The sequence below is a fragment of the Sandaracinaceae bacterium genome (assembly GCA_020633055.1).
GTDB lineage: Bacteria > Myxococcota_A > Polyangia > Polyangiales > Houyiibacteriaceae > JADJJE01.
Genome location: JACKEJ010000010.1, coordinates 260091 through 284870 on the forward strand (window position 1 = coordinate 260091; position 24780 = coordinate 284870).

Here is a 24780-nt window from a genome sequence, read left to right on the forward strand (position 1 = left end):
CGCGCTTCTGCGCCGGGGCAGACCCGTCTGAGTGTCCTCGCAGGGCGCTGGCCCCGCAGCGCCCTGTGACGCTTCCGACCCAGGCCGCACCACAACGGCGGCCTGGGCGACGCGCCGCGTCAGAGCGGCGTGACCGCCGTGGCCGCAGAGCAGGTGCCTGCCGCGATGGTGCCCACCTGCACGGCCGCCGCCCCGGCGCTCATGTTGCCGTTGTTGGCCAGGTTGGGCGTGAGCGCGAACGCGCCGTTCCACCCGGTGAACGCGAACGTGCCCGCCGTCTGGCCGAGGGTATAGCTGCTGGTCGTGCCGTTCGCGCTGTTGTTCGTCATGTCCACGCACGTCGCGGAGCCGGCCGCGCGCGTCTGGGCAACGATGCCGTCTGACACGCCGCTGCCAGAGACCGTGTTCCCGTCCAGCTCCGCATCGAGCGTGGCGGCGCTCGACGGCGGGACGTCGAGGTCGATGCCGCTGAACGTGGGCGAGAGCGACGTGATGGTGACCGGACTGTTCGAAGCGAAGAGGCGCGTGTCTGCGCCGCCCGTGGAGACCACCAGCACACCACTCGCGTCGGTCGCCGTCACGGCCACGTTGGTGAGCCGCAGGTCGGCCCGTCCGTCCGACACCAGCGCATCGAGCGCGGCGCGGCCCGGACCTCCCGTGCCCACCGCGAGCGTCCCGCCGTTCATGTCGTAGCGAAGGGTCGAGGTGGGCGCCAATACGTCGATGAAGGCCGCTGCATCCACCGCCGTGACGGTGCTCGACACGACCCGCAGCTGCGAGGTGGAGGCGCCGTCGGCGACCGCACGGATGCCGCGTCGTGTGGACGTGAGCATGGACGAGAGCAGGTCCACCTGCACCGACGACCCAACGATGGCGCTCACGGTGAGCGCCGAAGAACCCGCCGCACCCCCGTGCGTCTCGAGGACGGCGTTGGTGACGATCACGTCGAGCGAGGTCGTGCCTGTGGCGCTCACCACGAGCGCGTCGTGGTCGGGCGAGCCGCTGGGCACGGGGACGGTCTCGATGTCGAGGTCGGTCAGCGTGACCGTGGCCGCGGGGCTCGCGGTCGCCGCGTTCAGCACCATGCCCTGCGCCAGGCCCGCACCCGACAGCGTCGCCCCGTTCACGGCGAGCGTGCCGCTCAGGTCCTCCACGAGCACGCCGGTCGCGCTCACGCCGGTCTCGGTGACGCTCACGTTCGTCAGGTCCACGGCGCTGTTGCCCGTGATGTACGCGCCCGTCGTGGTGGCGCTCGTCACGTTCATGTTGCGCAGATCGACCCCGGCCGCATCGTCGAGCGAGATGCCGATGCCAACGGGCGACGCGATGGCGCCGCCGCTGCCCGCGGTCGTGCCGACGCCGGTGACGGCGAAGGCGCCCGTCGTGTTCGTCAGCGAGAGGCCCGTCGCGCTCGATCCCGTAGAGGCGAGCGAGCGGAGCGTGACGCCGAGCGACGCGTTGCTGGCCACGAACGCTGGCCCAGCGGTGGCCGCGATGGTGGAGGTCGCCGTCGTCACGTCGAAGCTCATGGGCCCGGTGAGCGCCACCGCCGTGCCCCCTGCCGTGGTGGCGCTGAGCGCGGCGATGTCGATGGAGCTCCCCGCCGCGCCCGTGACGCTGATGGCTCCGGTCGTCGAGGCGGTGGCCGTCACGGAATCCAACGTGAGCGCGACCACGGCGCCGCTGACGTCGATGGCCCGCGCGCCTTCGGTGACGACCGCAGCACCGCCGCCCCCCGCGTTGAGCGTGAGCCCCGTCGAGTTGTTCGCCTGGAGGCCGACGCCGCCGCGCGTGGTGATGGTGGCGGACACCACGGCGACGTTGCCCGTGACGTTGTCGAGCGCGACGCCGCGGTTCGCGACGGCCACGGCCGCCGCGTCGACCATGACGGACGCCAACGAGAACGAGCTGACCGTCACGCCGCTGAGCACGAGCCCCGAGGCTTGGTCGGCGTCGAGCGTGACTGTGCCGCCGAGCGCCACCGCACCACCCGACGCGAACAACGCCGCCGACGCGCCTCCGCCACCGGTGCGGTCGATGGCCACGTCCGTGAGCGTGCTGCTGCTGCCCGCGCCGCCGAGGTGCACCGCGTGCGCTGCGCCGGCCGCCGTGCAGCTCACGTTGACGTTCGTCATGGTGACGCTGTCGTCGCGCGCATCGACGCCCTCGCCGCCAGCCGCGACCACGTCGAGCGCGGTCAAGGACGCCCCGCTCGCGCCCGCGAGCACTTCGATGGCAGGCCCCGCCGGGTTCTGGATGACCGGATTGCCGGGCATGGGGACGCCGGTCACGCTCTGCCCCGCGTGCACGCTGAAGCCGTTCGCGTCCGTGTCGTACGCCGTGGCGTTGAAGCGCACGGAGAACGCCGTGGCCCACTGCACGCTGTCCGCCATCACCGCGTCGGTGCCCAGTCGCGGGAAGGGCCGGAAGTCGGTGCCGCACACGCCCTGTTCGTCGGCCGGGAGCGCCGTACACGCAGCGTAGGCGACCGAGCGGTCCACCACGAGCTGCTGCACGCCCGACAGGTTCACCGTCGCGGTGGCCTCGTCGCAGGTGGGCGCGTTGCATGGGTCTGCCCCGGTGTCGCCACCGGTCACGGCGCGGAACGGGAACGTGTCGACCGTCCCAGAAGGACCACCCGCCGCATAGATGACCGGCGGCGCGTAGACGAACGTCCCGTCCGCGAAGACCTGGTAGAACCCGCCGAGCGTCGTGGTGCCGCTGTCAGCGCGGTACCCCACCGTATCGACCGGGTCGGGATCCGTGGCAGGGAGCGTGCGCGCCATCGCAGCGGGCAGGTGCACGCCCCAGGTGGTCGCGTAGCTGACGTCCGTGGCGTCCACGTCATCATCGGTGTTCTGGACGTCGAGGGTGAACATGACGGGCGTCGAGCTCGAGGTGCCGTCGTTGGCCGTGACCGTGACCGTGAGCGTGTTGCCCGCGGGCGGGCTGGTGAACGCGTCCGCTTCGGGCGTGAGGGTGAGCACGTGCATGGGGCAGATCGTGCCGTCGCCGATGCCCGCGTTCGCCAGGACGGTCTGGTCGCTGCTAGTCCCGGAGAGGGTGATGCCGCTGCATGGCGTGTCCACGTCCGTCACGGTCACCGTGATCATGGCCGTGGTGTCCTCGTCCATCACCTGCGGACCAATCGCGGACACGACAGGTGGGTCGTCGACGGCCGTGACCGTGACCGTGAACGTGCGGTCGGTCTGGTTGGGCATGCCAGCCAGCACGCGCACCGTGACGGTGACGGGCACCCCCGAGGTGAACGCGTCGGGTGCGGGCGTGACCTGCACCGTCCAGTTCGTCACGCTGCCAGCGCCCCCGGTGCTGACGATGGCGATGCCGCTGACCGGCACCACGGCGCCGTTGCTCGTGAGCACGGTGATGTCGCCCGCCGTGATGGAGGTGTCCACGTCGGTGACCGTGAACGGCAACGCTGCGGTCATGCCGTCTTCCGGGATCGTCTGGTTCGCGATGGCCGAGATGGTGGGCGGATCATCCACCGGCGTGATCTCCACCGCGAACACGTCGGTGCCCGTGAGTGTGTCGGCGCTGGTCGCGGTGAGCGTGATGTTCGCGTTGGGGGGCGAGGCCTGGTTGGTGCCGCCCGTGACGCCGAGGTTGAACGTGCGCGTGCAGGTGCCCCCCGTGGGGCTGACGACGAGGTTGCCGTTGGGGATGAGCGTGGTGTCGCTGCTGACGGCCCCCAGCATGATGCTCTCCGCGCCGTTGACCACGCCGCTCACGTTGCACAGGTCGGGGTCCTGGACCGTGACCGCGATGACCGACGTGATGTCCTCGGTGAGGGCCATCGCCCCGACCCTGTCAGCCACGGCGACGATGACGGGGGCGTCCGGGGTATTGGTGACCGTCAGCTGGAACGTGGCGCTGGCCGTCCCGGGTGTGGGCGTCTGGTCGTCCGCGACCTGGAGCGTGACGTTGCCGACGCCGAAGGCGTTGGGCTCGGGCGTGATGGTCAAGGTGCACGCCCCCGCCGCGTCGCACGTGGGCACGAGGTTCGCGTTGGTCACCAGCGCGGGCAGGGCCGAGGTGGCCGTGACCACCAAGCTGCCGTTCGCGTCGTCGATGTCGTCGACGTTGAAGCTGAGGATGGCCGTCCCGACCGTGTCCTCCATCATGCTGACGTTCGTCACGTTGGTGATGGTGGGTGGATCGTTGACCGGAGCCACGGTGTACGTGAAGGTCCGCGTGTCCCGCGACATGGGGTCGCTGACGCCGACCGGATCACGCACCTCGAAGGTGATCTGCGTGGAGCCGCTGGCGTCCGGCACCGGCACGAGCGTGAGCCGCCACTGCCCCTCGTCTGGCCCAGCCGCGCCGAGGTACGCGACGGTGAATGACTGCAGGACGCCCGGCGTCGCGGCGACCAGCGTGAAGCCCGCCGAAGGCCCGCTGACGGGGAAGTCCGCCGGCTGCGCGTTGTCGATGTCGCGCACCGTGAACGTGATCTGAGTGGACGTGTCTTCCTGCGCCGCCGCGAAGGGCGCTGGGTTGAACACCGTGAACACGGGCGCGTCGTTGACGGCTACCACGCTCACGGGGACCGTGAAGGTGGTCTGCGCAGGACCCGTGGAGCCGCCGGCCCCGTCGTCCGTGACGGTGATGGTGATGGTCTCGTCGCCGAAGGTGTTCGGGAAGCTGCTGGCGCGGAGCTCGAACTGGTCGCCCCCCACGGACACGAAGGCGATGTTCTCGATGACCGTGCCACTCGAGCCCGTGGCGCTCACGGCTAGGCTCGCGACCGGCGTCTCGACGTCGTTCACGGTGAACGTGCGCGGCCCGATGTTGTCGGGCCCACCCGCCGCGCGCTCCTGGACGAACAAGGGGTTCGGGATGGGCGCGTTCGGGACGATGGTGGGGGCGTCGTTGATGGGCGTGACGTTGACGACCACGTCTTGCGAGACGCTCAGCATGGTGGGCGTGCTGCCACCCATGTCCGTGACCGTGACCCGCAGCGTGGCCGAGCCGTTCTGGTCGAGCGCCGGCGAGAGCATGACGCTGCGCGTCCCCCCCGCCCCGCCGAGCACGATGCTCCCCATGGGAAAGAGCGCGGCGTTGCCGCTGACGAACGTGACCGTGTACGTCTGCTGCGTGTCGAGGTCGTCGTCGACGTCGCTGACGCCGAACGTGAACGTGAACGGGGTGTCCTCGTTGGTGGTCTGTGCGGGGATGACGCCCGTGAGCACGGGCGCGTCGTTGACGGGCGCGACGGTGAACACGAAGGGCGCGGTGACCACGGGGTTCACGCCGTCGTCGGCGCTGATGACGATGTTCGCCACGCCGAACGCGTCGGGCTGCGGCGGCAAGCTGAGCGTGTAGACGCCGCCGCCGTTGTTGACGATGCTCAGCGCTCCGGTGGGGACGAGCGCGGCGTTGTCGCTGGCCGCGGTGACCGTGGGCGCGGGGGAGTCCACGTCGACCACCATGAACGTCAGGGTCGGGGTCACGACCGGGTCTTCCATGGTGGTGACGTTCATCACCCCCGTGATGACGGGCGGATCGTCCAGCGCCGTGACGCTCACCATGAACATCATGCTCGTGCTGAGCGCTCCGTCGCTGACGGTGATGGTGACGATACCGGTCCCGTTCTGATCGGGGGCGGGGGTGATGACCAACGTGCGCGACGCATCTGCGCCACCCAGCTGCAGCCCGGACGAAGGGAGCAGCGTGGGGTTGTCGGACGCGATAGTCACCATGAGGTCGCCGATGGGCGTGTCCACGTCTCCGATCGTGAACGGCAGGGCGGGCGTCGGGGTGTCCTCGTCGGTGACCACGTCCGCGATGGGCGAAATGGTGGGCGCGTCGTTGACGTTGGTGATGCGCAGGGTGAACGTGGTCGTGCTCGACGCGGCACCGTCGGTGGCGGTGAGCGTGATGAGTACGTCCCCGAACGCGTCGGGCTGCGGGTTCAGCGTGACGGTGAAGTCTCCGGACGCGCCCCCCACGGCGACCCCGGCCTGCGCCACGAGCGCTTCGTCCCCCGTGGTGGCGCTGAGCGCGAGCGACGAGAGCGGGCTGTCGATGTCGGTGACCGTCACGCGGATGGGCCCCGCGGCGACCTCCTCCCGCGTGGTCTGGAGTGGGACGGCCACGATGACGGGGGGGTCGTTCACCGGCAGCACCGTGACGGTGAACATGGCCGTCGCGCTGAACTCGCCGTCGGTGACCAGCACAGTGACCTGCACCACGCCGCTCGCGTCGGGCTCGGGGGTGATGGTGATGGTGCGGTCGGTCCCCGTCGGGCTGAAGGTGATGCCCGCGGACGACAAGATGCTGGGGTCGGAGGAGACCGCGCTGAACGTGAGCGTGTCGACCGACTCGGCGTCGGCGACGGTGAACATCCCCGTCACAGGCACGTCCTCGTCGGTCGTGAGGTCCGGGATCGTGCCGAGCGTGGGCGCGGTGTTGCGCAGCTCCGAGCTGCCCACGACGGGCTCACCACAACCGCTCGTGCCGAGCATGATGGACGCTGCGAGCGCCGCAGTGAGCGCGACGGTCGTGTGTGGGGACGTGGCTGGGTTCATGCGCTCCATCATCGACCTCGCTCTCTGCCCGAACCCCCGTCCAACACCTCGAACTCGACTCGCCGGTTGGGACCGAGCGCCTCGGGCGAGTCCCCTTGCACGCGGGGGTCGGTGTCGCCGACGCCCTCCACCACGAAGCGATTGCGCCCGATGCCCTGCCTCACGAGCCAGGTGACCACGGCGTGCGCGCGCTCGCGGCTGAGCCACGTATTGAACGCCGGATCGCCGAGGTGGTCCGAGTGGCCGATGACCCGCACGCGGCGCAGGCCACGGTCGTCGCGCATCAGGCGCGCCACACGCCGCAGCTGCTCGATCGCGTCGGCGTCGAGGTGCGCGCTCTGGAACGGGAAGTAGATGATGACATCGAGCGCCGCGCCGTAGTCGCGGGCTGGACATCCACGGTGCGCGACCTCGCCGAACTCGTCCGGGCAGCGATCCTGGGAGTCGCGCACGCCGTCACCGTCGCGGTCGTTGCCGTGGTCCCCGCGCGCTGGGTCCTCGCTGTTGTCGATCGGGACGGGCTCGGGTTCCGGCTCAGGCTCCGGCTCCACCTCTGGCTCCGGCACCACCTCCGGCTCGGGGACGGGTTCCGGCTCTGGCTCTGGCTCGGGGACTGGCTCGGGCTCCAGCTCGGGCAGCGCCTCGAGCTCGGGCGTCGGCTCGGGCTCCGCCTCCGGCTCACCGTCTCCCGAGCAACCTGTGTCGCGCCCCCACGAGACCGAGAGTCCCGCTTGCACGATGCGACCGTCGGCGCCTCCCTGTGGGGCGTCGCTGGGCTGGAAGACGTGGCTGTAGCGCACGAAGGGCCCGAGGCCGAAGGCCCCGCAACCGACGCGCAGATCCAACCCCACCCCTCCGTACACCCCGGGGCGGACCAGCGACCCGGTCAACACCACGTTCGCGCCGCCCTGCAGCCACAGGTCCGCGCGTGAGGCCGCAGGCAGGAAGTGCACCTTCGCGCCCACCCCGAGCGACGCGTACGTCGCCCAGCCGCTGCCTGGATACAGGTTGTTGTCGTATGGAAAGTAGACGCCGTTGAACAGGGCCTCGAGGCCGATCCAGCGGGACAGGCGGTACTCGTAGCCAAACCCCACGCCGAAGCCCCACTTGTCCCGGTCGTCGTCTCGACGCAGGGACAACCCCAGCGCTCCCTCGAGACGCAGCACGTGGGGGCCTCGAGAGGTGGACTGCGCGCGCCCGACGCCGACGGTGGCGCACCACGCGGGCACGGCGAGAGCCAGGACGAGGACACCACGAAGCAAAGCCGACCAACCCATAAGCGCCTACACGCTACCACGTGCGTGGGTACGTTGAGGCCTTCCTGCGGAGCCTTTTTTTCTAGGGGTTTCCTCCCACGCATCCCGCGCTACCTCGTATGTACAAGCGCGTTTCCACTTCGTTTCGTACAGCCGTGTGAAAACACAGAAGAAAAACCAAGTGAAAGGTGGTCAAGGGGGGGCTGTTCGACGTATGCTCACCTACTGAAGACCAATGGCTCAGGGCGAGTTCAGCACCGATCATTTGGACGACCTCGAAGAGTTCGAACGTCCTGACCGCTACGTGGGCACCGTGCTCGCGGACCGCTACCGCGTGCTGCGTCTGCTCGGCGAAGGCGGCATGGGTGCGGTGTACGAGGCCGAGCACACCGTCATCGGCCGGCGCGTCGCCGTCAAGGTGCTGCACGCGCAGTTCGCGTCGGAGAGCAAGGTCGTCAAGCGCTTCGTGAACGAGGCGCGCGCCGCCGCGATGATTGGGCACCCGAACATCCTCGACTGCACCGACCTCGGACAAGCGGACGATGGATCGCCCTTCCTCGTGCTCGAGCTGCTCACGGGGCGCGACTTGGACGAGGAGATCCAGCAGGAGGGACCCATGCAGGTCGGCCGCCTGGTGGACATCATGCTGCAGACCGCCAGCGCGCTCTCGGCCGCGCACAAGAAGGGCATCGTCCACCGCGACATGAAGCCCGACAACATCTACCTGGTGGAGGGCGGCCCGCGCGACCCGCACGTCAAGGTGCTGGACTTCGGCATCTCGAAGTTTGCGTCCCACATGGCTACCAGCCCGGGTACCGCCGTCGGAGCAGCCATGGGCACGCCATACTACATGGCCCCCGAGCAGCTGCGCGACGCCTCCGCGGTCGACGCGCGCGCCGACGTGTACGCGGTGGGCGTCATCATGTACCAAGCGCTCACGGGGCGCGTGCCCTACATGGCCGACTCGCTGGCCGGCCTGGCGCTGCAGATCACGACCGGCGACGCCCCGCCGCTCGGCATGCTGCGCGGGAACCTGCCCGAGGGGCTGGAAGAGGTCATCGCCACCGCCATGGAGCGCGACATGGACGAGCGCTACGCTTCCATGGATGAGCTGGCCGAAGCGCTGCGCCCTTACCAGACCGTACCCGCGGGCGAGATCAGCGTCCGCACGGACCTGCCTCCCGGTGGCGCGCTGCTGCGGGACGGCACGCGCTCGCACATCCGCACTGGCCCCGGCGGGCGCAAGAAGACGCCAGCGCCCGGACGGTCGGAGGTCCCCGCTGGGGGGCAGCGAACGCTGATGATCGCGCTCGGTGCCGTAGCGGTCCTGGCTCTCGTGGGTGGCGGCGCGGCCATCGCGCTCTCCAGCTCGGAGGCGGACGTCCCGCCCGTAGCGGCGGTGGCCCCCACCCCCGTCGTGCCAGCCGGCGAAGCGCCCGCTCCGGTCCCCGCGCCCGAGGCGGAGACCCCCCCCGTGCCCGAGGCCCCCTCCGTGCCCACGTACAGCCTCCACATCGAGAGCGACGTGAGTCCCGCGCGGGCAGTGGTACGCGGGCGCGTGCTGGACCTGCCGTACGACGCCGAGATCGACGGGCGCAGCGAGCCCGAGCTGATCGAGGTCAGCGCCAGCCGTCACCAGAGCCTGCGCTTCCTGGTCACCATGGACCAAGCGCGCAGCCTGCGAGTCAACCTCCCGCGTGGCAGCGGTCTGCGCGACGCCACGGACGCCGAGCTCGAGGCGGCGCTCAACGGTGGCGCCAGCGCCGAGGCCGACACCTCCTCGTCGTCGGGGTCGTCCCGCCCCCGCAGCGGCACCCGTGGTGGCGAGTCCGATGCGCCCGCCCAGACCGTGATGGAAGCGCCGACGCCGCGCCCCGACCCGCCGTCGCAGCCACGCGGTAACCCCCGCGTCTACAGCGGCCCTGCGGGCGACCTGCCCACGCTCTGAGGGCCCGCCCCCCTCGGGCAGCCCACTCATGGCCAAGCGCCTCTTCAAAAGCCTGTCCCCGGATGCGCGTGTCGTCCGTCGCCTCGCGTCCGACGCCGAACGCGACCGCGTCGCAGCGGACGCGTGGGCGACGGCCAGCGACGAGACGCTGCTCGGCGAGGCCACGCGCACGCGAGAGGCGTCGACGCCCGCGCCGCTCCGCCACCGCATGGGGCTCGCGATCGCCGCCATCCGACGAGGAGCAGCGATCGACCCGCATCCGGAGCAGATCATGGCCGCGCGGGCGTTGATGACGCGCTGCGTGGCTCAAGTCCACACGGGGGAAGGCAAGACCATCAGCGGCGCGCTCGCAGCAGCGTGCCACGCGCTGGGCGGTCAGCGCGTCACCATGGTGACGACCAACGACTACCTCGCCGCGCGCGACGCGGCGATCGTTCAACCGGCGCTCGCGCGACTCGGCCTCCCAGTCGGCCACGTCGAAGAGAGGACACCCGTCGAGCGACGCAGGATTCAGCACGCGGCTGCGGTCGTCTATACGTCACTCGCGCAGCTCGGCTTCGACTTCCTGCGCGACCAGCTGGTCATGTGGGCCGCTGACCGAGTGCTCGCGCCCCCAGGGGTAGCGCTGATCGACGAGGCGGACGCGATCCTGGTCGACGAGATGTCGACGCCCATCAACGTCGCCCGTACGAGCAAAGAGGCCGGTCCAGCGCTCGACGTGCTCCGCGACGCGGTCGAGCGCCTGCGCCCGTCTCGCGACTTCGAGTTCGACCGAGAGACCGAGCAAGCCCTACTGACCCCGGAGGGCGAGGTGCGGCTCGTTGCGCTCCTCGCGGACGCTGGGGTGGTTCCACGTGGGGCCGACCCTGCTGCCCTGTTCGCGCCCGCCCTCGCGGCGTCCGTGTTCGCGGCGCTCCACGTGCACGCGGCGCTCCGCCGCGACGAGCACTACCTCGTGCAGGACGGCCACATCACCCTGATCGACGCTGCCACGGGGCGCCCTCAGCCGCACCGTCGCCTGATGCACGGCCTCCAAGCGGCGCTGGAGTGGAAGGAGCGGGTGCCGGCCCGCCCCCGGACGGACCGCGTGACCAGCGTGTCCACCGGGGCGCTGCTCCGACGCTATCCGCATGTCGCAGGCATGACCGGCACGGCGGCGGGGATCGACGAAGAGTTGGCGGGTAACCACGACCTGGGGGTGATCCGCATCCCGCCACACCGTCCGTGCGTGCGACGCGACATCACCGACGCCATCTTTCGGAGTGACCGCGCCCGGCGCGCCGCCCTGTGTGACGAGACGGTCCTCTTGCACGAGCGCGGTGTGCCCGTCCTGATCGGCGCACCGAACGAGCAAGCCGCCGCGGCGGTGGCGGCCGACCTGCGCGCGCGGCAGCTCACCGTGTCCGTCCTGAGCGCCAAGGCGCCCGCCGAGGAGGCGCGCGTGATCGCCGACGCGGGGCGCCCTTTCGCCGTCACCGTTGCGACGCCGCTGGCGGGTCGCGGGGTGGACGTCCGGTTGGGTGGGGTCGCGACGCACGCCCCAGGGCCAGGTGGGGTGCGCACCGAGTCGGAGGACGCGCGGGCCGCGGTCGTCGCGCTCGGAGGTCTGGCGGTGCTCGGCTATGGGCGCCGCAGCGCGCGCCGCCTGGACGACCAGCTGCGCGGCCGGGCAGCGCGCCAGGGGGAGCCCGGGTGGTCCCGCTTCTACGTCTCACTCGACGATCCCGAGCTGCAGGCCGTCGACGACCACGATGAGCTGCGAGCGCTCCGACGCGGCGCGCTCCGTCCCGACGACGAGCGCGCCGCGCGGGACCTCGTGGACATCCTGCAGGAGCGCGCCACGCGACGCGCCGCGGGGCACCGGATGGCGCGCGCCGCCCTCGACGGAGTGTTGGACGAGCTCCGGGCGGCGTTCTTTCGCCTCCGCTTTGCGGCGCTCGCGGGCCATCCCCTCGGAGGCGACGAGGAGGGGCCGTGCCCCGACGCTGGGGACGGTGATGCGCGCGACGCCTGGCAGAGCGGTGCCAGCCAGCTCGTGCAAGACCTCGTTCGCGACGCACGCTCCCGACGACCACCAGGGTCACCCCTCCACCCGTGGAGTCTGGCGCGACACCTCGAGCGTGCGTTCGGCGTGTACGTCGCGCTGCCGCCTGCGCCCGTGCCCGTCACGTTCGAGCCCGAGTTGGTGCGCGCCCTCCAGTGTGGCGTGGTCGACGGTCTGGACGCCCAGTGGAGACGCGCGCTGAGGGTCACGGTGCGGGCCTCGCTGCGGTCCGTCGAGCCGCGCCGAGTCGACGACGCGGCCGCTACGGCAGAGCGGGGGCCTGCCGCCCTGGGGATCCCGCTTGCGGCGCTCTCGGACCCGGCCGAGATGCGCACCGCCGTGTCGCGACGAGTGAGCGCGCGCCTCCGCCGCAGATTCGGCTCCTCGCCACGGAGGTGGGTTCGTTTCTTCCGCCTGAGCTACGTGACACACCTCGACGCACAGTGGGTCGCCGCACAGAACGAGATGGAGGTGCACCGGGACGATGCCGCGCTCGCCGGTGCATCGGACGCGCGCGGCCTCCACCAACTGCGCGTCACGCTGCATGGTCTGTGGGGCGAGCTCCTGGCGCGGGTGGAGGACGAGGTCGCTCGGGACCTCCTGACCATCCCCGCGGGGCGCCTCGACGCGCTCGAGGACTGGGAGCTGGCAGCGGGCGATGCACGTGGACCTGGGACCCCCTGGCGCGTCGCCCGCGCTCCGAACGTGCCTACTTCCTGACGTCCGGTTTCGCGGGGTCGCCTCCCCCCTGGGCGGCGAGCTCACGTTGGACGCGCTGACGCTGCGCCCGGACCTCGCGGACCTCGTCTTCGATGCGGGGGAGCAGCGCCTCGTTGGTGCCGTTGAGCGCGTCGACGAAGGCCTGGTCGAAGGGCGCGCGGTCACGCACGCGCGCATAGAGCTCGTCGAAGACGGCGGCGTGCTCGGCCGCGATCGCGTCGGGCTCCTCGAGCTGCTCCACACGCTGCGTGTTCAGGTCGGGCTTCACCGCCGCCACGGCCGCCTCGGCGTCGCCGGCGCGGAGCCACCCCAGCGCCTCGCGGATCATATGGCCTGGGTCGCGGAGGGTCTCTTCGTAAGCGACGAGGTGCAGCGGATAGCGCCGCGTCAGGTGGTCCGCGATCAACGCATGATTCTCGGACCACCACTCGAGCACGGGGGACACGTGCGCGGGCATCGGACGCCCGGCCGGCCGGTGCTTGTTCTCGTACTCCATCGCGTACAGGCGGCGAAGGGAGGCGTCGTACTCGCGCCAGTTGCGAACCGTGCCGACCACCCGCTCGACGTAGGCGAGGTCCGATCGCACCAAGCCTGGGACGAAGACCTTCACCGCGTGGCCCCGCACCGCCGACGGGTGCACGAAGTGCCCCGTCTTCGGGTGAGGGTTGGTGGTGAAGTTGATCCCGTTGCGGAACCAGGACTCGTAGAAGCCCGCAGGATTGGCCTCGCGGATGGTGTCCCCCCAGTCCGCCGAGAACGCTTCACCGAAGACGGGCAGCTTCGCGTCGCGGAGGATCTGCATCCACATGGACGTCCCCGAACGCTTCGTGCCCGTGACGATGATCATGGCGCGCCTAGTCGAACGCTGGGCAGGCCGCCACGGCAGCCGCTTCACACTCTTCGGGGACGAGGACTTCGGTGTCCCCGTACTCCTCGGAGCACATCATCTGGGCGCTCCACGCGTCGGCGATGCAGGCGTAGTAGTCGATGAACGCCTGACCACAGCCCCGACCGTACTCTGCCTCGTAGACCGGGGCGAACGCCGTGATCATGGCACCGAAGGCGGCTTCGCAGGTCTGCTGCGCGTAGGACGCGTAGTCGTCGCACGTGATGAGCGCCTCGCAGAGCGCGCTGGCGTCGAAGCCGGGGACGTTGCGGCGGTGCACGATGACGTAGTAGCCCGCCCGTTCGATCTCGACGCGCGCGACGCCCGCAGTGGGGGTCGCGAACGGCTCGGCGTCCAACTGCCACTCCTCGTCATAGGAGTCGTACGTCACCATGACCACGGCGCCTCCGTCGCCGCCGAAGGGGATGTCGAGGTCCGCGTAGCCGTCGAAGTAGCCCACGTCCGGCGTGGTGGTGACCTCGATACAGGAGCTCGCAGCCGTGAGGCCGGCGGGCAACGCGATGGGCAAAGAGGCGCAGTCAACCGAGCGGATCCGGACCTCCGTGTCTCCGACCCCAGGTCCTTCGTCGAACACGAGGCGCACGTCCCCATCACTGACGGTTCCGCCGGCGTTTCCAATGGTCGCCGTCGCGTCGACGTCCACGGTCCGCCGCGTCGTGTCGACCCCGTCGTCCCCACTCCCGCCACACCCGCCTCCAAGAACCAGCGTCGTGGCGGCCAGCACGCGCGGTATCGGTCTCCTCGAGATCAACATCGTATTTCCCTTTCCTTGCGGGACACTCCCGGTGCCCGGGACGCTACACGCGCCGCTCGGGGATGTCCACAGGCCGTCGAGGCTGAGTGGACCGGCCCCGGACATCCTGTTACACCCCCCAACCCCCGATGTCCCACGACTACGAAAGCCGGCGCACGTTCGCCATCATCTCGCACCCGGACGCGGGCAAGACCACGCTCACCGAGAAGCTGCTCTTGTACGGGGGCGCCATCCACGCCGCCGGCTCGGTGAAGAGCCGCAAGTCCAAGCGCAGCGCGGTCAGCGACTGGATGGAGCTCGAGAAGGAGCGTGGCATCTCGGTCACGTCGTCGGTGCTGCAGTTCAAGTACGACGAGATCGACTGGAACCTGCTGGACACGCCGGGCCACAACGACTTCAGCGAGGACACCTACCGCACGCTGACCGCGGCCGACTGCGCCATCATGATCCTGGACGCCGCCAAGGGCGTGGAGCCTCAGACGCGCAAGCTGTTCCACGTGTGCCGCATGCGGGGCACGCCCATCGTCACGTTCGTGAACAAGCTGGACCGCCCCGCGCGCGACGCCTTCGACCTGATGAGCCAGGTGGAGGACGTGCTGGGCATCCACACGGTGCCCTTCACGTGGCCCATCGGCAGCGGCGACCTGTTCCAAGGCGTCTACGACCTGCGCAACCGCGTGGTGGAGCGCTTCCAGAAGGGCGACGCGGGCAAGCGCGCCGAGGTGACGGTCAAGGGCATCGACGACCCCGAGCTGGACGGCATGCTGGGCGCCGAGCCCGCGGAGACGCTGCGCGGCGAGATCGAGCTGCTGGAGGGCGCGGGCGAGGACTGGGACGAGGAGGCCTTCCTCGGGGGTCAGCTGACCCCGGTCTTCTTCGGCAGCGCGCTCAACAACTTCGGCATCGAGACGTTCCTGCGCGACTTCAAGGCGCTGTGCCCCACGCCGGGCCCGCGCGCCGCGGGGGACGTCACGGTGAGCCCGTCCGACGACCGCTTCAGCGCGTTCATCTTCAAGGTGCAGGCCAACATGGACCCGTCGCACCGTGACCGCGTGGCGTTCGCGCGCATCTGCTCCGGCAAGTTCGAGGGCGGCATGCGCGTACACCACTTCCGGCTGGGCAAGCAGATCCGCCTGAACCGCGCGGAGCAGTTCTTCGCGCAGGACCGCGAGACCGTCATGGAGGCCTACGCGGGGGACATCCTGGGGCTGTACGACCCGGGCATCTTCCGCATCGGCGACACGCTCAGCAGCGACGGGCCGCTGGCGTTCGACGCGGTGCCGCGGTTCTCGCCGGAGCACTTCGGGCGCATCCAGCTGCTGGACCCGCTCAAGCGCAAGCAGCTGCAGAAGGGCATCCAGGAGCTGGCCGAGGAGGGCACGGTGCAGCTCTTCAGCCAGCCCGGGCGCGAGAAGGACCCCATCTGTGGGGTGGTCGGGCGCCTGCAGTTCGAGGTGCTCACCTTCCGCATCCAGCACGAGTACGGCGCGAAGATCGTGTTCGACCCGCTGCCGTACACCGCAGCGCGCTGGGTGGAGGGCGCCGCGGACTGCGAGGAGCTGGACCGCCGGCGCGTGCCGCTGGCCGTGACGGACATCGACGGGCGCCCCGTGGCCCTGTTCCGCGACCAGTGGGAGCTGGACCGCATCGCGCGTGACAACGAAGGCTGGGTGCTGCACGAGACGGCGCCCATGCTGGCGGGCAGCTGAGCGCCGCTCAAGCGGGAGGACGCATGGTGCGCCCGACGGCCCAGCGCAGGGCTCCGGGCGCGACACGTGCCGCGAGGGCCAGCGCGCGGGAGGAGCGTGGGAAGACGATGAGCGGGTCGTCGCGGCGTGCGCCGGCGAGGACGGCCGCGGCTGCGGCTTCGGGGGAGAGCGGCGTTCCCGGCACGCCCTGGACACGCTCGCCGTAGGAATAGCCGTGTGCGTCCCGCGCGGCGCCGAAGATGCCGGTGCGGATGAGCCCCGGGCAGGCCACGCTCACGCCGACGCCGTGTTGGCGCGACTCTTCGCGGAGCGCGAGGGACAGGCCCAGCACGGCGTGCTTGGACGCGGTGTAGACCGTGGAGAACGCCACGGGGTGGAGGCCGGCCATGGACGAGACGTTGACGATCTGGCCGCTGCGCTGCTGGACCATCTGCGCGTAGGCGGCCTCGGTGCCGTGCAGCACGCCGCGCAGGTTCACGTCCAGGATGCGGTCGCTGTCGGTGGGGTTGCACTCCTCGAAGCGTCCGCCCCCGACCACCCCCGCGTTGTGGATGGCGAGGTCGAGGCGGCCCCAGCGGGCGACGGACACCCGCACGGCTTCGGCGGCGTCTGCACGGTCGCGCACGTCGTGGGCGCGCTTGACGAGGCGGGGGTCGTCGGTGTGCTGCGCGTCCAGCGCAGTGGCGTCCAGATCGAGCGCCAGGACGAACGCGCCCTGGGCAAGGAGGGCGCGCGTGAGCGCCGCGCCCAGGCCAGAAGCGGCGCCGGTCACGAGGGCCACCGTGTCGCGTGGTGCAGGTGTGGGCATGCCGGACGGTAGCGCTACCGGAGCGCGGCGCGCGCCCACGAATAGCACCGCTGCTCCATTGTGGCGGTTGTGTCCTGCGCCCGGGCCGCGCACTGTGCCACGCATGTCGAACAGAGAACGTGCGCTGCTGCGCGGCCGGGTGCGTGTCCCGCTTGCACGCCTGCGCGAGGCGCTGCGCTCATCGCCCGTCCAGCTCACGCTCGAGCCCGCGGGCGCGCGGCTGCGGGTGCTGGGCACCGTGACGGCGCTCTCCGCGCCCATCACGTTCAGCACCGAGCTGGAGCTCAGCGGGCTGGTCGCGCGCGGGGACGCGCGGCTGCTCACCGTACGCTTCCACGACACCACGGCCAGCGTGCCCGACGACGCGCCAGGCCCGCTCGCCAAGACCCTGCGCGCCGGCGACGTAGACCTCGCGCAGGTGGGCGACCGCGTGGCGGCGCAGCTGGGCCTGCCCGCGTTCATCGTGTCGGCGCGGGGCAACGCCGTGACGCTGGACCTGATGCGCGTGCCCTGGCTGAGCGCGGGCGAGCGCGCCCTCGTGGCGCGCGCCGTGCGGCTGGGGACGCAGGGGCTCACCGTCAGCGCCGTGCGCGTGGTGGGCGACGCGCTCGAGCTGCAGCTCGCGCTCTTGCCGCTGGGGATCACGGGCTTCGCGCGCGCCGCGGTGGCCGAGCTGCTCTTGCCCGCGCTCACGCGCTTCGCCGAGGGAGGACCGTCATGAACCAGGAACACCGCGCCATCGGTGAGCTGTCGCTCGACGGCACGTGGCAGCGCAACAGCGACCGCTTCCACGAGATCGCGATGCAGGCCACGGGCCTGTCGGACTTCGGCGACCCGAGCTACCAAGAGGGGCTGCGGCGGCTGCTGTACTCCTACGACCACGAGGCCCGCTTCCACACGCAGGGCAAGCTGGCCATGGCCTACCAGCTGGTGGGCCTGCTCGCGTCGCGGCTGCGCACGGAGGACTGGTTCCGTATGCAGCCGGAGAGCGCGAGCCACGTCATCACGCGGCCGCTGGTCATCACGGGCATGGTGCGCACCGGCAGCACGGCGCTGCACTACCTGATGGGCGCCAACCCGGACATGCAGCACCTGCAGTACTGGACCGCGCTGCACCCGCAGCCGCGCCCGCCCCGCGCCACGTGGCCCGCCTCGCGCGACTTTCAGCACGCCAAGATCGAGCTGGCCATGATGTACGCCGCGGGCAAGAGCGTGCTGGAGGCCATCCACTTCATGACCGCCGAGGGCCCGGACGAGTCGGGCCGCCTGCTGGGCCAGGGCTTCAGCGACGAGCGCTTCGAGGTGGTCAACACGGTGCCCACGTACTCGGCCTGGTACGGCAACACCGTGCACCGCGAGACCTACGCGCGGCACAAGCGCGCCATCCAGCTCATCGGCTCGTACGAGCCCGAGAAGCGCTGGCTGCTCAAGTACCCCGTGCACCTGCGCAACCTCGAGGCGTTCCTCGAGACCTACCCGGACGCGTGCGTCATCTGGACCCACCGCGACCCGGCCGCCGTCCTTCCGTCCTACGTGAGCCTGTGCGCGCACTTCCGCTCGCTGATGGAGGTGTCCCCCGACCGCCCGCGCATCGCGCGCGAGCAGATGGAGAACTGGGCGCGCGCGTGCGACCGCAGCATGGAGCTGCGCGAGGGGCGCGAGCACCAGTTCCACGACGTGTACTTCAACGACTTCATGGCCGACCCGGTGGGCGAGGTGGCGCGCATCTACCAGCGCTTCGACCAGCCCTTTCCGGCCCACGTCGAGAGCGCGTTGAACGCGTGGAAGGACGCGAACCCCGCCGGCCGCTTCGGCACCCACGACTACGAGCGGAACGACTTCGGCGTGCCCAAGGCCATGGTGCACGAGCGCTTCGCGAAGTACATCGCGCGCTTCCCGCGCGCCATCGAGAAGAGGACGTCATGATCCGCCGCACCGACGCCGAGCTCGCGCGCATGGCCGTGGCCGAGAGCCTGTTCCCCACGGGCACGCGCGCCTTCACCTTCGAGGACGACCTCAACTTCATGGTGGCGCGGGCTCAGGGCTCGCGCCTGGTGGACGGCAGCGGCAACGAGTACATCGACTACCTGCTGGGCTCGGGTCCGCACGTACTCGGGCACGCGCACCCGGCCGTGCTCGAGGCGCTGGCGCGCGTGGGGCGTGACGGCACCTCGCACCTGGTGGTGCACGAGAGCGCCATCGCGCTGGCCGAGAAGATCGTGGAGCACGTGCCCTGCGCCGAGCAGGTGTCGCTGCACAACAGCGGCTCCGAGGCCACGTTCTTCGCGCTGCGCCTGGCGCGCGCGTTCCGCGGGCGCGACAAGATCCTCAAGTTCGAGGGCGGCTACCACGGGATGCACGACTACGCGCTGATGAGCAATCAGTGGACGATGGGCGCGCCCCCCTACCCGCGCGCCGTGCCCAACACGCACGGCATCCCGCGCGCGCTCGAGGCCGAGGTGCTGGTGGCGCCCTTCAACGATCTCGAGACCACCACGGCGATCCTCGAGCGCCACCACGACGAGCTGGCGGGCGTGATGGTGGAGCCGATGCAGCGCTCGTTCCCGCCGCACCCCACGTTCTTGCCGGGGCTGCGCACGCTGACGCGGCACTACGGCATCCCGCTCATCTTCGACGAGGTGGTGACGGGTTTCCGGCTGGGCCTGGGCGGCGCGCAGGAGCGCTACGGCGTGGTGCCCGACCTGTGCACCACGGGTAAGGCCATCAGCGGCGGCCTGCCGCTGGGGGTGCTGTGCGGCGCGCGCGAGATCATGCAGCTGGCCGACCCGCGGCGGCGCCTGCGCATGCTGCCGTACACGATGCAGACGGGCACCTACAGCTCGAACCCGGTGTGCACCGGCGTGGCCTGCGCGGTCATCGCCGAGCTGGAGAAGGGCGAGACTTACGCGCGCATGAACCTCGTGGGAGGCGCGCTCATGACCGCCCTGCGGGAGGCCATGGACGCGGTGGGGCTGCCGGCGCGCGTGTGCGGCGACCCGACCGTGTTCCAGATCTGGTTCACGGAGCAGGAGCCGCGCGACCACCGCTCGACGGCCGGCGCGGACACGCTGCGGCACATGCGCTTCTCGGACCTGCTGCTGCGCCGCGGGGTGCTGAAGGCGGCGGAGAAGTTCTTCGTGTCGGGGGCTCACACGGACGAGGACGTCGAGGCGACCATCGCGGCCTTCCACGCGGTGGCGCAGCAGCTGGCGGAGGAGGGGTGACGATGCGCAACGCAAGAGAGAACATCGCGCGAGAGCACAACGCGCGAGAGAAGGTCCTGGTCACGGGCGCGTGCGGGAACGTGGGCGCGGTGACCGTGTTCGCGCTCTCGGCGCGGGGCTACCACGTCGTCGCGCTGGACCTCGACACGGAGCGCAACCGCGCGCGGGCCGCGGACTTCGCGCCCGACGTGGACGTGCGCTTCGGCAGCATCTGCCACCGGCCGACGCTCGAGGCGGCCGTGCACGGCGTGCAGCACGTGATCCACCTGGCGGCCGTGATCCCCCCCGCCACCGACGTGGACCAGCGCATCGCCTACAAGGTGAACGTCGAGGCCACGCGCACGCTCATCGCGCTGTGCGAGGCGCTGCCCCAGCCGCCGCGCCTGACCTTCACGTCCAGTGCGGCCGTGTTCGGCGACAACGCGCGCGCCACGCCACCGCGCCGCTCGGACGAGGTGCCGTGCCCGTCGGACAACTACACGCGGCAGAAGGTGGACGGGGAGCGCGCGGTGCAGGCCTCCTCCCTGCGCTACGTGATCTTCCGCCTGGCTGTCACGCCGCCGGTCGAGCCCGCCGCGCTGGGGCCGTTCATCTTCGACATGCACGCGGACACACGCGTGGAGTTCACGCACCCCGACGACGTGGCGCTGGCCCTCGCGAACTCGCTGCTGCGCGACGACATCGAGGGCCGCGTGCTGCTGCTGGGTGGCGGCGCACGCAACCGCTACACCTACCGCGACTGGCTGAACGAGGCCTTCGCCGCGATGGGCATCGCGCCCATGCCGCGTGAGGCGTTCGGCCCGGAGCGCTTCATGACGGACTGGGTGGACTCCGACGAGAGCAACGCGCTCTTGGACTACCAGCGGCGCGACTACGCGCAGTACCTGGCCGAGGTGCGCGCCTCGCTGGGCCCAGCCGCGCACGTGGTGGACAAGGTGGGCCCCATCGCGCGCCTGGCGGCACTCGCCAACTCGCGGCACTGGGCCGAGGCGCAGGGACACCGCGCGTGGGTGCCCGAGGCCATCGAGCAGCTGCGCCTGGCCAAGGCCGCGTGGACCGCGGGGCGCGCGTGGCTGCCCACATGGGCGCGCCGCACGGGAGGGCGCGCATGAGTCACGCGGAACGAGCGCGCAGCGCCCAAGAGTGCGCGACGCACACGGCACGGACGTTCGACCCGAGGCGTCGCTCGTGACACGCGGCGCGCGGAACCGGTCGGCACACGACGCCCCCGACGAGGTGCTGCGGCGCGTGCTCGATCACTTCGCGCTGCCCAAGCTCTCGGACGCGGTCCCCAACGACGTGCTCACGCGCTTCGGCCTGGTGCGCCCCACCCAATACGGCGTGGCCTGCCGCGACGTGAAGCGGGCCTGTGCCGAGGCCGAGCGGCTGGGCGCAGGCCCCTTCGTGGTGGCCACCATCGACGCGGTGGGCTGGCGCGAGCGCGGCGTACGCGTGCCGGGCTGCCGCCTGGACGTGGGCCTCGGCTTCATCGGGGACACCCAGCTCGAGTTCCTCGGCCCAGGGCGCCGCACGCGCTTCTACAGCGACGCGCTGGACGGCGCCGACGCGCGCCTGCACCACGCGGGCATCTACCAGCGCGGCGTCGAGTCGCTGGGGGCGCACCTGGTCGCCGCCGGCCACCCCGAGGCGGTACGCGGCGGGCTGCACCTGGGCGCAGCGCTCTCCTTCGACTTCCGCTACTACGACACGCGCGACGCACTGGGAATCTACCTCGAGGTGCTGGACTTCCGCGTCCTCGACCGCCCGCTGATCATGGACCCGTTCATCCGCGTGGGCGCCCGCGTCGCCGCGCTGGGGAGGCCTGCACGCTCGACCGGGTGACTCGCGCGTGAGCCGCGCCGAGTGGTACCGTGCGCGCCGAGCCCTGCATGAGCGCGCGCAAGCCGAGCCCCACCGACGCCCCCTCCGCCCGACGCAAGCCGACCGCGACGACGGCCCCTCGGGCGACGCTTCCACGCGCGAGACCCAAGTCCGGCAAGGCCGCGGGGCGCCCACGTGGAGCCGACTCGGAGCGCAGCCACGACGCCCTCCTGGACGCGGCGCGCGCGCACTTTGCGCGCCGAGGCTACGGGCCCGCGAACGTGCGCGAGCTCGCCGCCGGGGCGGGCTACACCACGTCCACGCTGTACCACTACTTCGGCGACAAGCTGGGGCTCTACGTGGAGGTGTACCGCCACGCGGAGCGTCAGGTGGCCGCGGCCTATCGCGCCGCTGTGGAGAAGGGCGGCTCTCGCCAAGAACGACTGCTCGCGGTGCTCGACGCGGCGATCGCGCTCCACAAGCGCGACGAGAGCGTTCCGCTGTTTCTTGCCGCCGTGCCCCTCGACATCCGACGTCACCCCGAGGTGCGAAGTGCCATCGTGGCTGTACCGATCGAGACGCCTCGCATCTTGGCTCAGCTCGTGGCTGGCCCAGACGGGCGCGAAAACGCACAACTGGTGCAATTGATCACCTCTGTCACCACGGGCATGGCCCTCATGGTGGGTGAAGGTGGACACGCCGCCTACGAAGAGGCGTTGCGCACCTGCGCACGACACTTGCAGGTCGACGACGCGACACCTCGCTGACCCCGCGCGCGCCGCCAATTCGGGAGCTTTGACCGGCTGGGTATGGTATCCCTCGCGACATTCCAGCCACCCTGGGGGTCAGCGTCGATGGAACGTGAGCCCGCCTTGGGTAGAGAAGAGAGGACTACCGTGCTTCGAAACCAAGTTGCCCGACTGGCGCCCGCGAGCGCCCTGGTGCTGGCCGCCGCGTGCGCCATGCTCCTTCCCACGCGGTCGGCCCACGCGCAGACGCCCATCCCGGTGAACATCGAGTCCGCGCCCGCTGGAGCCACCGTCTACCTCGACAGCGCCGAGGGTCAGAACCTGGGCGTCACCCCGCTGCGCCGCGTGCGCATCCCGCGTGGCACGCACACGCTCATCTTCCGCCTTCCGCGCCACCGCGACGCCACCGTGCCGGTCAACATCGCGCGGCGCAACGAGACGTTCCGCGGCGTGCTCGACCCGCTCGGCGAGATCACCATCACGGCCGCCAACGACTCGGCCACGGGCGCCACCGTCCGCATCGACGGCCAGCCCATGGGCGTCGTCCCGGTGCAACAGCTGGTCGATCCCGGCCGCCATCTGATCCAGATCGAGCGCGAGGGCTACGTCACGTTCACTCAGTGGGTGCAGGTCGCTGGCGCCCAGCAGCTGGCCCTGCCTGTCCTGCTCGAGCGTCAGGCCCCCCAGACGGGCTCCGTGCTCGTCGCGGCCGACATCAGCGGCGCCGCCATCTACATCGATGGCGAGCCGCGCGGCTCGACCCCCACCGTGATCGACAACGTCACGGCTGGCATCCACCAGGTCGAAGTGCGCTCCGATGGCTTCCAGACGCAGTCGCAGTCCGTGGAGATCCGCGCGGGTGAGCGTGCGCGCGTCGAGGTGCAGCTGCGTCCCGACGTGCCGCCCGGAGGCACGCTGGTGGTGGTGACGCAGCCGCGCGGCGCCAGCGTCGTGCTGGACGGCGAGGCGCTCGGTGAGGGCCCCGTCACACGCGACGGTGTGTCGCCCGGCGAGCACATCCTCGAGGTCACCATGACCGGCTACCAGCCGATCACACAGCCTGTCACGGTCGAGGCCGGCCAGCGGCGTGCGGTGAACATCGTCCTGCAAGAGGTGGTGCTCGCGCCGGGCTCCATCATCGTCCGCTCCTCCGCGCCTGGTGCTGTCGTCGTCATCGACGGTGAGGAGCGCGGCGCGGCGCCCGTGGTGGTCGAGTCGGCGGCCGCGGGGACGCACGCCATCGTCGTGCGCGCGCCGGGCTTCCAGGAGTACCGCACCACCTGCACGGTTGGCCCCGGCCGCAACTGCGAGGTGGAGGCCGAGCTGGGCGCCGAGCCCGTGCGCGTGATCGTGCGCTCGAACGTCCCCGGCAGCTCGCTGTACATCGACGGATCGCAGATCGGCCCCGTGCCCTACGAGGGCACCGTGCCGTCGGGCAACCGCCGCCTCGAGGTGCGCGCCGCGGGCTACGACCCGTACGTTGCCCAGGTCATGCTCACGCCTGCCGCAGAAGCGCGCGTGTTCGACGTGGCGCTGCTCGAAGAGGGCGCGATGACGGACGACGAGCGCGCGCGGCTGGAACGCGAGCGCCTCGAGAACTACGCCGGCCAGACCAGCTTCGCGGCCAACGTCATCCCCACCTCGCAGGCCCTGATCGACCTCAGCGTGGGTTACCCCAGCTTCTTCGAGATGCGCGCGGGCACCGGCTTCGCGGATTGGATCGACGGTGGCATCGCGGTGCGCGGCAACCACCGCCTGTTCGAGTTCGAGCTGCGGTCGCGCGTCGCCTGGCGCGTCACCCCGCAGATCGGCCTCGGAGCCCAGATCTTCTTGGGTGGCGGCATCGGTCCAGACAGCGCCAACTCGTTCCGCGCGGGCGCGGAGGGCTTGGCCAGCATCCTGTTCGCGCGCCGCGCGGCCATGACCCTGTGGGTCGGGGTCGACATCTACAGCGACAAGTTCCAGGGCTCCATGGGTCGTGACGCCACGGGCATGCTGCGGGTCGGTGGTTCGTTCGAGCTGCGCCTGAGCGCTTACTGGAACCTGTTCACCACGTTCGAGGGCAACGTCCTCGGCAGCACGCGTGACATCTACAACGGTCTGTTCCGCACGGGCGGGCTGCCGAACACGCACGACGGATCGCCGTTCGCAGGCCGCTTCGGCTTCACCTACAAGTTCCACTGATCGCGGTGTGACCCACTGAACGCAGGCGGCCCCCGGGCCGCCTGTTTTCGTTTCGGCGGCGGCCGCGCTTCGCGCTTTGACGAACTGGTCACGAGTTTGGCAATCTCG

Annotated in this window: 15 protein-coding genes; 10 read left to right on the forward strand and 5 right to left on the reverse strand. The window is 71.0% G+C overall.

All coding sequences use genetic code 11. The features are described from left to right. Window positions 1-119 precede the first annotated feature (119 nt). Both H6726_23525 and H6726_23530 read right to left on the reverse strand, forming a co-directional pair. Complete coding sequence (locus H6726_23525) at window positions 120-6548, reverse strand: tandem-95 repeat protein (protein MCB9660636.1); 6429 nt, start codon at window positions 6546-6548, stop codon at window positions 120-122. Between the two features lie 8 nt (window positions 6549-6556). After that, window positions 6557-7687, reverse strand: coding sequence for an OmpA family protein (locus H6726_23530; GenBank protein ID MCB9660637.1), 1131 nt, complete (start codon window positions 7685-7687; stop codon window positions 6557-6559). Between the two features lie 352 nt (window positions 7688-8039). Here H6726_23530 and H6726_23535 point away from each other — a divergent pair, with 352 nt between their 5' ends. Both H6726_23535 and H6726_23540 read left to right on the forward strand, forming a co-directional pair. After that, a complete protein-coding gene (locus H6726_23535; GenBank protein MCB9660638.1) occupies window positions 8040-9752 on the forward strand; it encodes a serine/threonine protein kinase in 1713 nt (570 codons plus the stop codon). A gap of 28 nt (window positions 9753-9780) precedes the next feature. Beyond that, complete coding sequence (locus H6726_23540; GenBank protein ID MCB9660639.1) at window positions 9781-12516, forward strand: hypothetical protein; 2736 nt, start codon at window positions 9781-9783, stop codon at window positions 12514-12516. Here H6726_23540 and H6726_23545 read toward each other — a convergent pair. Both H6726_23545 and H6726_23550 read right to left on the reverse strand, forming a co-directional pair. Further along, window positions 12506-13363, reverse strand: coding sequence for a hypothetical protein (locus H6726_23545; GenBank protein MCB9660640.1), 858 nt, complete (start codon window positions 13361-13363; stop codon window positions 12506-12508). The genes H6726_23540 and H6726_23545 overlap by 11 nt on opposite strands. Before the next feature lie 7 nt (window positions 13364-13370). Then, window positions 13371-14147 (reverse strand): hypothetical protein, encoded by a 777-nt coding sequence (locus H6726_23550; GenBank protein ID MCB9660641.1) that lies wholly within the window; start codon window positions 14145-14147, stop codon window positions 13371-13373. 158 nt (window positions 14148-14305) lie between these two features. Here H6726_23550 and H6726_23555 point away from each other — a divergent pair, with 158 nt between their 5' ends. After that, window positions 14306-15886: a peptide chain release factor 3 gene (locus tag H6726_23555; protein MCB9660642.1), complete on the forward strand. Its 1581-nt coding sequence runs from the start codon at window positions 14306-14308 to the stop codon at window positions 15884-15886. A gap of 7 nt (window positions 15887-15893) precedes the next feature. Here the strand turns inward: H6726_23555 and H6726_23560 are convergent, their stop codons facing one another. Beyond that, window positions 15894-16694: an SDR family oxidoreductase gene (locus H6726_23560; GenBank protein MCB9660643.1), complete on the reverse strand. Its 801-nt coding sequence runs from the start codon at window positions 16692-16694 to the stop codon at window positions 15894-15896. Between the two features lie 103 nt (window positions 16695-16797). Here H6726_23560 and H6726_23565 point away from each other — a divergent pair, with 103 nt between their 5' ends. From H6726_23565 to H6726_23595, 7 genes are all read left to right on the forward strand, one after another. Continuing rightward, window positions 16798-17415, forward strand: coding sequence for a hypothetical protein (locus H6726_23565; GenBank protein MCB9660644.1), 618 nt, complete (start codon window positions 16798-16800; stop codon window positions 17413-17415). Beyond that, window positions 17412-18620, forward strand: coding sequence for a sulfotransferase (locus tag H6726_23570; protein MCB9660645.1), 1209 nt, complete (start codon window positions 17412-17414; stop codon window positions 18618-18620). The genes H6726_23565 and H6726_23570 overlap by 4 nt, the downstream gene beginning before the upstream one ends. After that, window positions 18617-19918 carry an aspartate aminotransferase family protein gene (locus H6726_23575; GenBank protein MCB9660646.1) on the forward strand — a complete coding sequence of 434 codons (1302 nt, stop codon included), beginning with the start codon at window positions 18617-18619 and terminating at the stop codon, window positions 19916-19918. The genes H6726_23570 and H6726_23575 overlap by 4 nt, the downstream gene beginning before the upstream one ends. 2 nt (window positions 19919-19920) lie before the next feature. Continuing rightward, on the forward strand, window positions 19921-21030 hold the full coding sequence (locus H6726_23580) for an NAD(P)-dependent oxidoreductase (protein MCB9660647.1): 1110 nt from the start codon (window positions 19921-19923) through the stop codon (window positions 21028-21030). A 31-nt stretch (window positions 21031-21061) separates the two neighbouring features. Then, window positions 21062-21760: a hypothetical protein gene (locus tag H6726_23585; GenBank protein ID MCB9660648.1), complete on the forward strand. Its 699-nt coding sequence runs from the start codon at window positions 21062-21064 to the stop codon at window positions 21758-21760. A gap of 47 nt (window positions 21761-21807) precedes the next feature. Beyond that, window positions 21808-22506, forward strand: a complete 699-nt coding sequence (locus tag H6726_23590) for a TetR/AcrR family transcriptional regulator (protein ID MCB9660649.1) — start codon at window positions 21808-21810, stop codon at window positions 22504-22506. Between the two features lie 129 nt (window positions 22507-22635). Beyond that, on the forward strand, window positions 22636-24672 hold the full coding sequence (locus H6726_23595) for a PEGA domain-containing protein (protein ID MCB9660650.1): 2037 nt from the start codon (window positions 22636-22638) through the stop codon (window positions 24670-24672). Window positions 24673-24780 lie beyond the last annotated feature (108 nt).